Raw genomic sequence first — 13,139 nt, forward strand, 5'->3', positions numbered from 1 at the left:
ATGTTTGCCCCTTAGTCGGTGTAAGTCGCAGCCTGGTTCAATCCATCTTTCAGCGCGGCGTTGCGCGACACATCGAGGTAGGGAAGCCAGTCGATGAAATGCGGTTTGAATTTGGGCTGGGCTGCCAGCATTTCCGCATACGCAGCTTTCGCCTCCGTCATTCGGTTCAGGCCGGCGAGAGCATTGATCCGGGCCACATGGGATGACCAATAGGCCGCTCTGCGCGACAGCGAAGCCTCAGCATGGACAATCGATTCTTCCAGATTGCCTTCGGTCAAATGGGCCATCGCCAATTCGCCTTCGGTGAAAAACAGATCGAAATCGTTGGGGCTAAGACGAATAGCCGTCTCGAGCGTTTCGATGGCCTCTTCGGTCTCGCCCTTGTGGTAGAGCGAACTGCCCAGCTGGGCATGCGCCATCACCAGGCTCGGGTTCAATTCCACGGCGCGGCGCAGCAACCCTTCTGCGCGGAGCGGCTGATGCAGCCAGAACTCCGCAATGCCAGCAATCATATGCCCGCGGGCATCGCTGGGATCGGCAAATATCGCTGCCTGGGCGGACTTGCGGAGCGCACGGATTTGTTCCTCTGACCCGCGACTGAGCCAAAGCTTCCTGACAGTCAGCCATGCCCGTTCGATCATGACTTCAGACGAATTGGGTTGCAGTTCTGCCGCCTGATCGAGAAGACCTTCCGCGATTGCGATATCCTCATCGGTCAACCTGACGAGATGCCAGCGCGCCTTCCAGATCAACTGCAGCAAGTCCGGATTGCGGTCCGTCGTTCCGATAGCGCGCAATTGCTCACTGTGGTCGATCCGGTGATCCAGCGCGGCGGTCAGACCATCCAGCGTCGCCTCGATTGCATCGGGGTCTTCAATTGCCTTGAGTACTATTGCCTCGTTCCACAAAGTCTGACCGCTTTCAGCATCAGCCAGACCGATGGACAAGCGAAAGCCGGACCCAGACGAACGCAGGCTCCCTTCCACGATATACCGCGCGCCCAATGCCCGGCCGGCAGCGACGGGGTCGGTCAGTTCCGGTGCCAAGGCAAAACTGGAACTGCGAGCAATAACCGGCAACCAGCGAAGCCGTGACAGGCGATTGATCAATTCTTCGCCAAACCCATACGCTGCGAACTCCAGATCGGGTTTGGGCGGTTCCATCCGGATCGGCAGCACAGCAATGGCCAGCTTGGTCGGCTTGACTTCGGAGGTATCCAACCCTGCATCTGCCTGAGCTGGCAGGCTGGAACCGTCGGAGGAGCCGCTCAACTCGCTGCGTTTCTCCCGCAGCCAATCTTCGAATGCCTCCTCCCCAGCAATGTCCATTCCTTCGAGGAATTCTTCGCCAGTGGACCCGGTATTTTGGAAGACATCGATCCAAAGCTGATCCGTATCCACCCACACCCGGCTACTGTCAGCCTGCAAAAGTGCCGGCTCCGACACGTTGACGGCCTTTTTAAGGTTCGAAAGTTCTTTGCGCAGGCTGGCCTTGGCCTGTTCGGACGGCTTCGCACACCACAGCGTGCTTTCCAGCCAACTGCGCGATCTTTCCCCGCGCGGCGATGTCGCAAGGATCGCGAGCAGCGCCTGCCCGCGCTTGCTGGTCACAGCGACACGATTGCCATCGGCACCGTTCAGGCCGAACGGCCCCAACAGCGTCAAACGAAATAGTGCCCCCTGATCAGGAGTTGCCCTCGTACTCCTCATGCAGCGCAAATAGCAGGTAACATGGTTAAAGGGCAACTTTTTCACGCATTTGGAACGCTGCTGGGACGCCGGTCGGATGCCTCACCGATATCCCTGCAGGCATTATGACCCATCAAACCTATCCATTCCGCATTTATGATCAGGTCCTCACGCAGTTCGAGGCAGGCCAGATCAAACAGGGCACACTCATGCTTGCAGGTGTCTTCGACGGAATTCTTGCAAGTGGAGGTGATCTCAAACGCTGGCGCCTCGATCTCAAGCGGCACCCTTTGCGGGACCTGCTCAGCTACAGCCCGCCGGTTGAAGGATCGGAGGCCCCGCCGCCTGCACGGTCGCCAGCAGCGTTCCCGCAAAGCTCGGCGCTGACAAATGCAGTCGATGAATTTTCAGGCAACCGCGCAAGAGCGGCCCGGGCGAAGTTGACCGAGCAGGCGCTAAGACAGGCGATCAAAAGCGGAAAGCTCATCAGTTTTGCAGACGGCACGGAGCAGGACGGTTCATGCGATTTGATCGCGGCACCGCACCTCCCCGACAAATGCACGGAACAAGAATTGATTGCTGAGCTAAGCGCGCTGAAGGCCAAACTCGCATCTGGCGGGACCATCCTGATTTCCAGTCTGGTGCCGGGTTATTTCGGCATTGGATGGCAGTATGTCTGCAATGGCGTTCAGCCATTTTGCCACGATGAAGATACGCTATCGCAGGTGGCGGCAGAAGCCGGGTTGGCTCTCAAACATTTCCGGGACGCGAGTGATTGCCTGATCTGGGGCGTGTTGTCCGTCTCAGAGCGAGACGCGGACGGGCTGGATATCTTCGATGGATAGCGGCGCGCTATTGAGGGCAATCGGCAGAGGGGATCGCGCTGCATTCACCCGGCTCTACCGAGAAGTCAGACCAGCGATGATGGCTCATGCTGCTGCGATCCTGAAGGGTGACTTCAGCACCGCCGAAGACGTGGTGGACGAGGCATTCACCGATATCTGGCGGCTTGCAGGCAAGTTCAAGGACATCAACAATGCGTCTGCGTGGATCAGGCGGATCGTGCGTAACAAGGCGATTGATTACCTGCGCAAACCGGCAAGCCGCGAGACGAGCCAGGAAAGCGCATTCTTTGAACACTATGAGGATCAGGCCCCAAATCCTGAAGAAGCGGCGATGATCGATGATGATAGTCGCTGGCTTCGCAGCGCACTGGCAATTCTGAACTTGGATCAGAGGGAAGCTGTCGTGCTCTGCTATTTCGAGGCGATGCCATTGCAGGAAATCGCGCAAGCGACCGATTGCAGCGTAAACACGGTCAAAACGCGGCTACATTATGCACGCCGGAAACTGCGCGGCTGGATAGAGGCGCAGAACCAGAGCAGCGCCGCACCGGAGCCGGCGAACAATCGCGACATTCCGCGTTTGAAGTTGGTCAGCTAACCACAGTCACAGGACGGCAAAGCGCAAATCCCTTGCTCGATCAGTGTTCCCTGGCCTGACGTGCGCCGCGCGGTACCCTGATCATTTCGACCAGCTGACCAATTTCTTGCGGTGGAGGCGGGGTAAATTTGGCGACGATGATGGCTACGCTGAAATTGATCAGCATACCGATTATGCCGATCCCCTCCGGAGAGATACCCAGAAGCCAGTTCGCCGCCACATTGGCCTGCGGGGCCCAAAGCTTGAAATAGGCAATATAAAGGAAGGTGAAAGCAAGCCCGCTGACCATCCCCGCTATCGCGCCCTCCCGGTTCATCGATTTTGTGAAGATCCCCATGAAGATCGCTGGAAACAGCGATGCTGCCGCCAAACCGAATGCGAATGCAACCACCTGAGCAACCCACCCGGGCGGATATATCCCGAGGAAACCGGCAACGATGATTGCCGCGCTGGCAGCGAGCCGGGCTGCACGCAGTTCTCCCTTTTCCGAAATCTCGGGCCGGAATGTCGATTTCAGAAGATCGTGGCTGACCGCCGCTGAAATCACCAACAGCAGGCCCGCCGCGGTCGATAGCGCCGCAGCCAGCCCGCCAGCGGCAACCAGCGCGATGACCCAGCCGGGCAGATTGGCGATCTCGGGATTGGCCAGCACCATGATGTCCCTGTCGACATAGACTTCGTTATCACTGCCCGCGACAGGCGCATTCGCCAGCAGCCGTTCACCGCTGGCACCTGTTTGTTCGAGATATTCAGGCGCGCCTTCAAACGCGTCACCGCTGGCGACTTGCATCACCCCATCGCCGTTCTTGTCCTGCCAGGCGATCAGATTGTTCGCCTCCCAATTGGTGAACCAAGCGGGGGCATCCTGATAGGCTGTCTGATGGACGGAATCGTTGAAGTTGATGCGTGCAAAGGCAGCAACTGCGGGCGCGGTCGTATAGAGCAAAGCGATAAAGACCAGCGCCCACCCGGCCGACCGGCGCGCATCCGAGGCCTTGGGAACGGTGAAGAACCTGACAATGACATGCGGCAGGCCAGCTGTGCCCACCATCAGCGCCGCGGTGATGCAGAACACGTCGACCGCCGATTTGCTGCCCTGCGTATAGGCTCCGAAGCCCATCATTTGCAGAGATTCGTCAAGCTTCTGCAACACGGTAAGCCCGGATCCGTCATTGACCACGGAGCCAAGCCCGAGCTGCGGCACGGGATTGCCGGTGATCAGCAGCGAAATGAAGATTGCCGGAACCAGATAGGCAAAAATCATAACGCAATATTGCGCCACTTGGGTGTAGGTGATCCCCTTCATCCCGCCCAGCACGGCATAGACGAAAACGATCGCCATCCCGATGACAACGCCGATTTCCACCTCCACATCGAGGAAGCGCGAAAACACGATGCCGACACCGCGCATTTGCCCCGCAATATAGGTGAAACTGATGAATATCAGACAGATTACCGCAACAGTCCGCGCGGCCTTCGAATAGAACCGCGTCCCGATGAAATCAGGCACGGTGAACTCGCCGAATTTGCGCAGATAGGGCGCCAGCAACAGTGCGAGCATGACGTATCCGCCCGTCCACCCCATGAGATAGACCGAACCGTCATAACCCAGAAACGCGATCAGACCGGCCATGGAGATAAATGATGCCGCGCTCATCCAGTCAGCAGCCGTCGCCATCCCGTTTACCACCGGGTGGACGCCGCCGCCCGCGACATAGAATTCCCGGGTTGATCCGGCCCGCGACCAGATGGCAATGCCGATATACAGCGCGAAGCTGAGGCCGACGAAAATGTAAATCAGAGTTTGCGTTGTCATGGCCGCGACCTCAATCGTCCAGATCGAATTTGCGTTCGAGGCGCTTCATCCGCCAGCTGTAGAAAAATATCAGGACGATAAAGACGTAGATCGAGCCTTGCTGGGCAAACCAGAACCCGAGCGGGAAACCGCCGATCATGAATTGGTCGAGGATTGGGCGGAACAGGATGCCGGCTCCGAAAGAAACAAGAAACCAGACGGTCATCAGCGCGCACAGGAGACGGATATTCGCTTTCCAATATGCGTCCGCCCTTTTGGAAGCGGCATCTGAATTCTTGTCCATCGCGGTTTCCCCTCCTATGCGACTATGCGTATTCGCACTGTGCATGGCATGCCAGCAATCTGGCGGCCTGAAAATACCGGCATGAAGATCGCGGTGCGTAATTCGCGCTGCAGAGCAAAGCCGCCGCAAGTTCGGGCAGTGCCGACGAAGGACACGAAAACAGACCCATGACCGACAAGACTTGCCGCCCCGAGAGCTTTACCGTTGCGGCCCTTTATCAATTCACATCATTCGATGATCTGGAGGCGGTCCAGGCACCGCTGGCCGAACTGTGCGAGCGAAACGGCGTCAAAGGTACGCTGCTGATCGCGCGAGAGGGCATCAACGGGACGATTGCCGGATCGCAAGCGGGCATCGACGCAGTTCTTGCGCACATCCGAACCCTACCCGGATGCGACACCATCGAAGTGAAGTTTTCCCATGCACCATCGATGCCATTCCGCCGAATGAAGGTCCGGCTGAAACGCGAGATCGTGACCATGGGCCAGCCGGACCTCGACCCCGTGGGCGATGTCGGCACCTATGTTTCACCCGAAGACTGGAACACGCTGATCGACGATCCCGATACGATCGTGATCGACACCCGCAACGATTACGAAGTCGGCATCGGCACATTCGCCGGGGCAATCGACCCGCAGACGGAAAGCTTCCGCCAGTTCCCCGAATGGTTTCGCGAAAAACGCGCGGAATTCGAGAAAGAGGGCAAGCTTCCCAAGATCGCGATGTTTTGCACTGGCGGCATACGCTGCGAAAAATCGACTGCTTTCCTGCGCAGCGAAGGGGTGGACGAGGTCTACCACCTAAAGGGCGGTATCCTGAAATATCTGGAAACAGTGCCGGAAGAAGAAAGCCGCTGGGAAGGTGATTGTTTTGTTTTCGATGAGCGGGTCAGCGTTAGACATGGGCTCGAAGTGGGCGACTATGCGCTGTGCCGGGCGTGCCGAAATCCGCTGTCGCGCGAACAGATGCAATCGGAAAAATACGTCGAAGGCATCAGCTGCCCGAACTGTTTCGATACACGGACCGATGAACAGCGCGCCCGGTATGCAGAGCGCCAGCGCCAGACCGAACTCGCCAAACAGCGCGGGGCGGACAGCGGGGAAGTGACGGAAGGGTCCGATGAATAAACCGGTCCTCTACAGCTTTCGCCGCTGCCCTTACGCAATGCGCGCCCGCATGGCTCTGGTGGCCAGCGGGATCGAACCCGAATTTCGGGAAGTCAAATTGCGCGAAAAGCCTGCTGAAATGCTGGAAGCCTCGCCTAAGGGTACGGTCCCGGTGCTGGTGCTTGAAAACGGCGAGGTGATCGATGAAAGCATCGACGTGATGCGCTGGGCGCTGGGCCGGAATGACCCGGAAAATTGGCTGCAAGACGCCGATTTCGATCTGATCGAGATGAATGACGGGCCATTCAAGCATCACCTTGATCGCTACAAATATTCGACCCGGCACGGTACCGATGCCGAGGAACACCGCACTGCGTGCCTTGCCATCTTGCAGAACCTGGATGAAAGGATCGGCAACGATCCATATCTGCATGGCCATAAGCCTGGGTTGACCGACGCGGCGATCATGCCGTTTGTCCGCCAATTCGCCGCGACTGACCGGGAATGGTTCGACACCCAGCCGATCCCGAATGTTCGCCGCTGGCTCGATACAATGCTCGAATCCGAATTGTTCAAGACGGTCATGGTCAAACGCGACCAGTGGCGGCCAGAGGCAGGATGACAACCGACAGTCTTGAGCTGGTCGCCGCGGAAGACAGCTTTCAGATCCTCCTCGGCAGCCGGGTCCTGCTTAGCCACGATCCGAATCGGCCAGCATTTTTCGCCGGCTCGGGCAGGCCGGACGTTCATTCGGACCGGGGCCATTTCAGTTTCAGTGACGAACTGGCGTGGAAGGGGCCGCTCTCAGTTGTGCGGCAATCCGGCTACTCTGTAGAATTTGGGCGCAGCGACGGCACGGAAACGATTCTGACGATGACGCTGGACCGGATGACAATCCGGCTGGAATGCACTGACCCTGAGGTGAACCGGTTCTGGATCGACTTCGAAGCCAGCGAGAGAGAATACGTGTGGGGCTGCGGGGAACAAATGTCCTACCTGAATCTGCGAGGGCGCAAATTCCCGCTATGGTGCGGTGAACCCGGCGTCGGCCGCGACCCGCATGGCATACCGGCCAGCGCGTCCAACCCGGCGCATATCGGGGATTACTGGACAACCTACTATCCGCAGCCGACATTTCTTTCCTCGCATCGTTATGCGCTGCACGCCGATACCCGCGCCTATGCAGAATTCGATTTCACATCGGACGACCGGCACAGACTGCACTTCTGGGACGTTCCGGCGCGTCTGGAAATTTTCGCGGCCGCTGACCTTTCGGGACTTGTCAGCCAGCTGTCCGACCGTTTCGGAAGACAGCCGCAATTGCCGGAATGGGCAATTTCCGGGTCGATCATCGGCCTGAAGGACGGTGAAAACAGCTTCGCCCGGCTCCAGCGGATAATCGATGCTGGGGCAAAGGTCAGCGCGCTCTGGTGCGAGGATTGGGCGGGCATCCGCCAGACCAGTTTTGGCCGCAGGCTTTTCTGGGACTGGAAGGCAGACCAAACGCGCTATCCCGATTTGGCAGACAAGATTGCAGGGCTGGCCGATCAGGGCATCCGGTTTCTCGGTTATGCGAACCCCTATCTTGCCGCCGACGGGGAATTGTTCGGTGAAGCAGCCGCTGGCGGGCACTTCGTTTTAAACCCTGACGGCGATGCGCCCTATCTGGTCGATTTCGGGGAATTCGAATGCGGCCTGATCGACCTTACAAGCAGTGCGGCGCGCGATTGGTTCGCCGCGCGTATCCTGCGCCGCGAAATGCTGGATTTGGGCATGGCAGGATGGATGGCCGATTTTGGCGAATACCTGCCGGTGGATGCGAGGCTGTCCGATGGATCGGACCCCATGCTGACGCATAATGAATGGCCGGTGTTGTGGGCCATGACCAACGCGGCGGCGGGGGATGCGCTGTTCTTCATGCGGTCCGGCCATAGCGAGGTCGGCGGTTTCTGCCCGCTGCTGTGGGCCGGCGATCAATCGGTAGATTTTTCGCGGCATGACGGGATCGGCACCGCGATATGTGCCGCGCTGTCAGCCGGGCTGGTCGGCAATGCCTATCATCACAGCGATATCGGCGGGTACACCAGCCTTGATGGGCGCACGCGGTCGCCCGAATTGTTGATGCGTTGGTCTGAACTGGCCGCGTTCACCCCGGTCATGCGGACCCATGAAGGCAACCGGCCGGAGGACAATCTTCAGATCGACAGTTCTCCTGCAATCCTGACGCATTTTGCGTGGATGTCTCAGGTCCACTCGGGTCTGTCCCCCTATGTCAGGCATTTGTGTGAGGAAGCGGAGCGCACCGGCCTGCCCCTGCAGCGCCCCGTATTCATGCATTATGAAAGCGACCCGAACACGTTCGATTTGCAATGGCATTATCTCTATGGCCGCGACCTGCTCGTTGCCCCGGTGATTGAGGAATTTGCCGATCGCTGGCCAGTCTATCTCCCTGCAGGGGACATTTGGGTCCACATTTGGACCAATCAGACCTTTGAAGGCGGGCAGTGGATCGATATTGACGCGCCATTGGGCAATCCGCCCGTTTTCTACCGGAAGGGAAGCAGCTTCTCTGCGACCTTCCAGACAATAGCAAAATCCAGGACCTATCAATGACCGAAATACCGCTACCCGCGATCAAGGCCGAACGCGAACTGTATGCCGGAGGTCCGAAAATCTCGGCCGCAGCCTGGGGTATGTGGCGCTTCCACGGTGTGTCAGTCCCGCAGGCGCGCAGCTTGATCGATGCCGCATTCGGGGCCGGGATCACTCTATTCGACACCGCCGACATTTATGGGTTCAACGGTTCGGACGGTTTCGGCGATGCAGAGACATTGCTGGGCCAGGTGTTCAGCGAAACGCCCGGTCTACGCAGCAAAATGGTACTTGCGACCAAGGGCGGCATCATTCCCGGAGTGCCGTATAATTCGTCTGCCGAATACCTTTCGCAGGCGCTCGATGCCTCCCTGTCGAGGTTGCAGGTGGAGAACGTGGATTTGTGGCAAATTCACCGGCCGGATATCCTGACCCATCCAGACGAGATTGCACGCGCGCTGCAAGACATGGTTGCTTCGGGCAAAGTCGGCGCGGTCGGCGTATCGAACTTTACGCAGGCGCAGATCGCGGCATTGCGCGCAGCTCTCGATATTCCGCTGGTCAGCAGCCAGCCTGAATTTTCGCCGCTCCATCTGGATCCGGTATTAAACGGGGAATTCGACGATGCTGTCCAGAACGGAATGGCGATCCTTGCCTGGTCGCCGCTTGGAGGCGGGAGGCTTGCCTCTCCGTCGAACGAGCGCGAGCAGGCTGTCGCGCAAGCACTGGATCAAGTGGCCAGTCAGTTCGGCGTATCGCGCGCCGTCGCCGCCTTCAGCTGGGTAGCCGCGCACCCCGCACGCCCCATTCCGATCGTCGGCAGCCAGACAGCGCAGCGGATTGGCGAGCTTGCCGATCTGGCTAAAGTCGAATGGACACGCAGCGCATGGTATTCGGTTATGCAAGCTTCGATGGGCAAGCCTTTGCCCTGAGCTGGGGGCAGCCAGCAATCAGCGAAACAGCGAGGCGAGCACCCTGCGCTTGCCCGCGAACGGCCGCCTGCCGTGCATGACGGTGAAATTGTCGACCAATACGACATCGCCTGCCTGCCATTGGTGATCGTAGACCAGATCATATGCCAGTTCGATTGCGCGCATCATGGCAGCGTGATCGATCGGGCTGCCATCGCCCAGGCTGATTGACCGGGATGCTTCATTGCGGCTGTCCGACCACCCGCGATATGCGGCGATCAGCTGATTGAAAAAGCTCCTGTCCCCGCTTGGCAGCACCCGCACTGCGTCAAGACGCGGCGTGGTTATGCGGAGCGAACCGTCGTCCTGCCATTCCCAGCTGTAATTCAGTTCAGCAAGACGGGCTTCTGCGGCGGTCCGGCTTTCCGCCCCCAATGTCGATTTCCAGCTGCGCCCTTGCCCGGAACCCGGATCGTCTTCGGCCGGCATGGTGTTGGAATAGCGGACGCCCTTTTCTTCGAATGAAGCAATCAAATCCGGCAGTTCGGCGCGCAGTTTTTCCAGCAGCACATCGGACCGGCAAAGCGGTGTTTCGCCCCCTGTTTCAGGCGCAGTCTCGCAGAAAAACATGAGCGAGGAGGGAAAGATCGGCGTTTGCGCCATCTCATGATGGAGGAAAATTTCGGTCGCTGGCGGGGCCTCGTTGGCCGTAAATACCCGCTCTGTGACGTTTACTCGCACCGCATTGGATAGCGATTTGGCATAGGCGAAGTTCTCCCCTCCCCATGCCTGCACTGCCGCGTCAAAATCCTGACCGTCCGACACATCGAAGCCGCGAAGGAGCACCGCGCCGCGTTCAACCAGCGCGCGTTCAATCGCCAACCGGTTCTCCCGAATGAACAGGCAAATGTCCGCCACGCCAGCGGCCGCGAACTGCGCCGGGGCGCTGTGGCTTGTATTGCTTTCCATCGCCCGATCTTCTGTCACCTAATGAAGCGCAGTCAACCGCATTCGAACCCATGCAAGACTGTCCAAACAAGTTTTGCAGTGGTAGCTAGTGCGCAATGAGTATTCTGGACCAGATCGTCTTCGGCAAAGTAAGTACTGCGCCCGATATCAGCCTGCGATACGCAGAGATGGGTAGCGGCCCTCTGGTGTTGATGGTGCACGGTTTCCCCGAAAGCTGGTATAGCTGGAGGCATCAATTGCCGGCGATTGCCAAGGCGGGATTCCGCGCAGTGGCGGTTGATGTGCGCGGCTATGGTGGTTCATCGGCCCCGAAAGAGGTGGAGGCATACTCGCTGGCTGAACTCGCTGGCGATATGGCATCGCTTGCGCATAGCCTGTCGCCTGATCAGCCCGCTATCATTATCGGTCACGATTGGGGAGCACCGATCGCGTGGACCTCGGCGCTACTCCATCCGGATCGTTTCCGCGCCGTCTCCGGCCTGTCGATACCCCATTCTGCGCCCGGTCCGGTTTCTGCGGATATCCTGCAGGACCAGTTCTTCACCCAAAAGGGTCGGTATTTCTACCAGGTCGATTTCCAGGAAGTCGGCACCGCAGAGGCGGAGCTGGAAGCAGACCCTGCCGAAGTAATCCGCAAATTTTACTACGCGATTTCGGGCGATGCCCCCGAAGGCACCTGGCCGGCGGACAAGAAACCAAGCGACGGACTGCTTAAGGGGCTGCCCGAACCACCGATGCCGCTGCCCTGGCTCGATCATGATGACGTAGCCTATCTGGCTGGCGAGTTCAGCCGGTCCGGCTTCCATGGACCGCTGAACCGCTATCGCAACCAGCGCCGCGATCACGCGATGTTGACCGCACTCGACAGCAATGTGATCCACCAACCCAGCCTTTTCATCGGCGGAACCAGTGATCTTGCGACCCGGCTTGCCGGCCCGGACAGCCTCGAAAAACTCGCGAAATTGCTACCGAGCTTACAGGGGCTGCACATGCTGGAGGGCTGCGGCCACTGGACGCAGCAGGAACGGTCCGGCGAAGTGAACGCCTTGCTTGTTGATTGGCTGGCAAAGCAATGATCCGGCGATTGCCCGCCATTCTGGCCGCATTGTGCCTGCTGATGCAGCATTCGGCCCAGGCGGCACCGGCACAGTTGCGGATAATCCCGCAGACGGAACTGCGCTTCGGCACCTTCGCGGTCCTCGACCAAGGGTACCGGGTCGTCGGGCCAGCGGGGAATGTCCAGAGCGTCGGCGTATTTTCAACCACCCGCGGTGATACCGGACCTGCACGGTTCACGATTTCGTACGATCGGGGTTCCAACAGCCGCCGGGTATTGAACCTGCGCATTCAACTGGTTCTGGCTGCTGCCCCTGTTGTGACCCAAGGCGGGATTACGGCGCGGCTGACATCGTACCAGACGGATTTGCCCGGGTATGCGTCTTTGGCCGCAGGGCAGGTCATCGAGATCAACATTCCCAATTGCCGCCAGCGCGTTTGCCAAAGGACATTTCACGTCGGCGGGCGCCTGGATGTTGACCGTAATTTCGGTGGAGGCACGGTGAGCCTGATGATTCCTGCAGATGCCGTTCTGATTTCTGTCCGGTAATGGCCGCCACTGCGGCGACGCACTGAACAATTACGGAACCTTTGGGGAAATACCTAGTTGTATTTAAAGAATAATATTTTAAAAGGAGAAATACAGCCCAGATGTTTTATCGCGCGAAACTAGCAATACTTTCTGGTTTAATCGCGATGACGTGCGCTGTAGACTTGAGGGCCGAACCAGGCTCCTCTACCGATCGAGGGGTAGCCAGCGCCTCGATTATCAAGCCCATTTCTGTCTCTGCTCAAAAACGTTTGGAATTTGGCGGTGTCGCAGTGTCAGCCAATCAGGGCGGTAATGTAACCATCGACCCCTCTTCAGGAAACGCGGCCTATAACGGGTCTGCAAAGAAGATGTGCCTCACTGCGGCGCCGTGCGCACCAGGTCCGGCGGTTTATGCAGTGCAGGGAGAAAAAGACCGCGGATACCGTGTAATCTTGCCCACCACGGTCATGGCGAGTGCGCAGCGCGGCCCAGCCCCTGATCTTGTTGTATCACAAATTACATCGGCCAGCGAGAACAGGCCAAATAACGATTCGGCTGGACTATTGAATGCCAACGGCAGGGACACGCTGAGAATCGGCGGACAATTGGAAATTCCGGCCGGAACACCCCCCGGAAGCTATGCCGCAGAGATAACTTTAGTTGTCTCCTATGAATAACGGCAAATTAATTGACTGCTAAGTAGTCTGATTTTGCAGCCTTATTTCCGGTTAGAAATTGTTAAG

Annotated in this window: 13 protein-coding genes; 9 read left to right on the forward strand and 4 right to left on the reverse strand. The window is 58.4% G+C overall.

Annotation, left to right across the window (positions count from 1 at the left end; all coding sequences use genetic code 11):
• Positions 1 to 11: 11 nt before the first annotated feature.
• Positions 12 to 1,709, reverse strand: coding sequence for a tetratricopeptide repeat protein (locus PO778_RS09415; protein ID WP_271439438.1), 1,698 nt, complete (start codon positions 1,707 to 1,709; stop codon positions 12 to 14).
• Between the two features lie 104 nt (positions 1,710 to 1,813).
• On the opposite strand from PO778_RS09415, the gene PO778_RS09420 reads away from it, so the two are divergent.
• Both PO778_RS09420 and PO778_RS09425 read left to right on the forward strand, forming a co-directional pair.
• A complete protein-coding gene (locus tag PO778_RS09420) occupies positions 1,814 to 2,533 on the forward strand; it encodes a hypothetical protein (protein WP_160731539.1) in 720 nt (239 codons plus the stop codon).
• On the forward strand, positions 2,526 to 3,131 hold the full coding sequence (locus PO778_RS09425; RefSeq protein ID WP_271439439.1) for an RNA polymerase sigma factor: 606 nt from the start codon (positions 2,526 to 2,528) through the stop codon (positions 3,129 to 3,131). The genes PO778_RS09420 and PO778_RS09425 overlap by 8 nt, the downstream gene beginning before the upstream one ends.
• A 40-nt stretch (positions 3,132 to 3,171) precedes the next feature.
• On the opposite strand, the gene PO778_RS09430 is transcribed toward PO778_RS09425, so the two are convergent.
• Positions 3,172 to 4,947: a sodium:solute symporter family protein gene (locus PO778_RS09430; protein ID WP_271439440.1), complete on the reverse strand. Its 1,776-nt coding sequence runs from the start codon at positions 4,945 to 4,947 to the stop codon at positions 3,172 to 3,174.
• A 10-nt stretch (positions 4,948 to 4,957) separates the two neighbouring features.
• Positions 4,958 to 5,230 carry a DUF4212 domain-containing protein gene (locus PO778_RS09435; RefSeq protein WP_271439441.1) on the reverse strand — a complete coding sequence of 91 codons (273 nt, stop codon included), beginning with the start codon at positions 5,228 to 5,230 and terminating at the stop codon, positions 4,958 to 4,960.
• 167 nt (positions 5,231 to 5,397) lie between these two features.
• On the opposite strand from PO778_RS09435, the gene trhO reads away from it, so the two are divergent.
• From trhO to PO778_RS09455, 4 genes are read left to right on the forward strand one after another with little or no spacing between them, the layout of a single operon-like run.
• A complete protein-coding gene (gene trhO, locus PO778_RS09440; protein WP_271439442.1) occupies positions 5,398 to 6,357 on the forward strand; it encodes an oxygen-dependent tRNA uridine(34) hydroxylase TrhO in 960 nt (319 codons plus the stop codon).
• Positions 6,350 to 6,958 (forward strand): glutathione S-transferase, encoded by a 609-nt coding sequence (locus PO778_RS09445; RefSeq protein ID WP_271439443.1) that lies wholly within the window; start codon positions 6,350 to 6,352, stop codon positions 6,956 to 6,958. Before trhO ends, PO778_RS09445 begins: the two co-directional genes overlap by 8 nt.
• Positions 6,955 to 8,949, forward strand: coding sequence for an alpha-glucosidase (locus PO778_RS09450; RefSeq protein WP_271439444.1), 1,995 nt, complete (start codon positions 6,955 to 6,957; stop codon positions 8,947 to 8,949). The genes PO778_RS09445 and PO778_RS09450 overlap by 4 nt, the downstream gene beginning before the upstream one ends.
• Positions 8,946 to 9,860, forward strand: coding sequence for an aldo/keto reductase (locus PO778_RS09455; RefSeq protein WP_271439445.1), 915 nt, complete (start codon positions 8,946 to 8,948; stop codon positions 9,858 to 9,860). The genes PO778_RS09450 and PO778_RS09455 overlap by 4 nt, the downstream gene beginning before the upstream one ends.
• An 18-nt stretch (positions 9,861 to 9,878) precedes the next feature.
• Here PO778_RS09455 and PO778_RS09460 read toward each other — a convergent pair whose 3' ends face one another.
• Positions 9,879 to 10,808: a TauD/TfdA family dioxygenase gene (locus tag PO778_RS09460; protein ID WP_271439446.1), complete on the reverse strand. Its 930-nt coding sequence runs from the start codon at positions 10,806 to 10,808 to the stop codon at positions 9,879 to 9,881.
• 95 nt (positions 10,809 to 10,903) lie between these two features.
• On the opposite strand from PO778_RS09460, the gene PO778_RS09465 reads away from it, so the two are divergent.
• The 3 genes from PO778_RS09465 to PO778_RS09475 all read left to right on the forward strand — a co-directional run bounded on the left by PO778_RS09465 (position 10,904) and on the right by PO778_RS09475 (position 13,073).
• Positions 10,904 to 11,884, forward strand: a complete 981-nt coding sequence (locus tag PO778_RS09465; RefSeq protein ID WP_271439447.1) for an alpha/beta fold hydrolase — start codon at positions 10,904 to 10,906, stop codon at positions 11,882 to 11,884.
• Positions 11,881 to 12,414 (forward strand): DUF4402 domain-containing protein, encoded by a 534-nt coding sequence (locus PO778_RS09470; protein WP_271439448.1) that lies wholly within the window; start codon positions 11,881 to 11,883, stop codon positions 12,412 to 12,414. Before PO778_RS09465 ends, PO778_RS09470 begins: the two co-directional genes overlap by 4 nt.
• Positions 12,415 to 12,515: 101 nt before the next feature.
• The gene (locus PO778_RS09475) at positions 12,516 to 13,073 is read left to right on the forward strand and encodes a DUF4402 domain-containing protein (protein WP_271439449.1); all 558 of its coding nucleotides are present in this window, start codon (positions 12,516 to 12,518) and stop codon (positions 13,071 to 13,073) included.
• Positions 13,074 to 13,139 lie beyond the last annotated feature (66 nt).

The organism is Pontixanthobacter luteolus, assembly GCF_947494915.1.
Classification (GTDB): domain Bacteria; phylum Pseudomonadota; class Alphaproteobacteria; order Sphingomonadales; family Sphingomonadaceae; genus Pontixanthobacter; species Pontixanthobacter luteolus.

Coding starts and splice junctions, on each gene's coding strand:
- trhO (WP_271439442.1), top strand. CDS start 5,398: ATGACCGACAAGACTTGCCGCCCCGAGAGCTTTACCGTTGCGGCCCTT.
- PO778_RS09420 (WP_160731539.1), top strand. CDS start 1,814: ATGACCCATCAAACCTATCCATTCCGCATTTATGATCAGGTCCTCACG.
- PO778_RS09435 (WP_271439441.1), bottom strand. CDS start 5,230: ATGGACAAGAATTCAGATGCCGCTTCCAAAAGGGCGGACGCATATTGG.
- PO778_RS09430 (WP_271439440.1), bottom strand. CDS start 4,947: ATGACAACGCAAACTCTGATTTACATTTTCGTCGGCCTCAGCTTCGCG.
- PO778_RS09475 (WP_271439449.1), top strand. CDS start 12,516: ATGTTTTATCGCGCGAAACTAGCAATACTTTCTGGTTTAATCGCGATG.
- PO778_RS09470 (WP_271439448.1), top strand. CDS start 11,881: ATGATCCGGCGATTGCCCGCCATTCTGGCCGCATTGTGCCTGCTGATG.
- PO778_RS09425 (WP_271439439.1), top strand. CDS start 2,526: ATGGATAGCGGCGCGCTATTGAGGGCAATCGGCAGAGGGGATCGCGCT.
- PO778_RS09460 (WP_271439446.1), bottom strand. CDS start 10,808: ATGGAAAGCAATACAAGCCACAGCGCCCCGGCGCAGTTCGCGGCCGCT.
- PO778_RS09465 (WP_271439447.1), top strand. CDS start 10,904: ATGAGTATTCTGGACCAGATCGTCTTCGGCAAAGTAAGTACTGCGCCC.
- PO778_RS09455 (WP_271439445.1), top strand. CDS start 8,946: ATGACCGAAATACCGCTACCCGCGATCAAGGCCGAACGCGAACTGTAT.
- PO778_RS09445 (WP_271439443.1), top strand. CDS start 6,350: ATGAATAAACCGGTCCTCTACAGCTTTCGCCGCTGCCCTTACGCAATG.
- PO778_RS09415 (WP_271439438.1), bottom strand. CDS start 1,709: ATGAGGAGTACGAGGGCAACTCCTGATCAGGGGGCACTATTTCGTTTG.
- PO778_RS09450 (WP_271439444.1), top strand. CDS start 6,955: ATGACAACCGACAGTCTTGAGCTGGTCGCCGCGGAAGACAGCTTTCAG.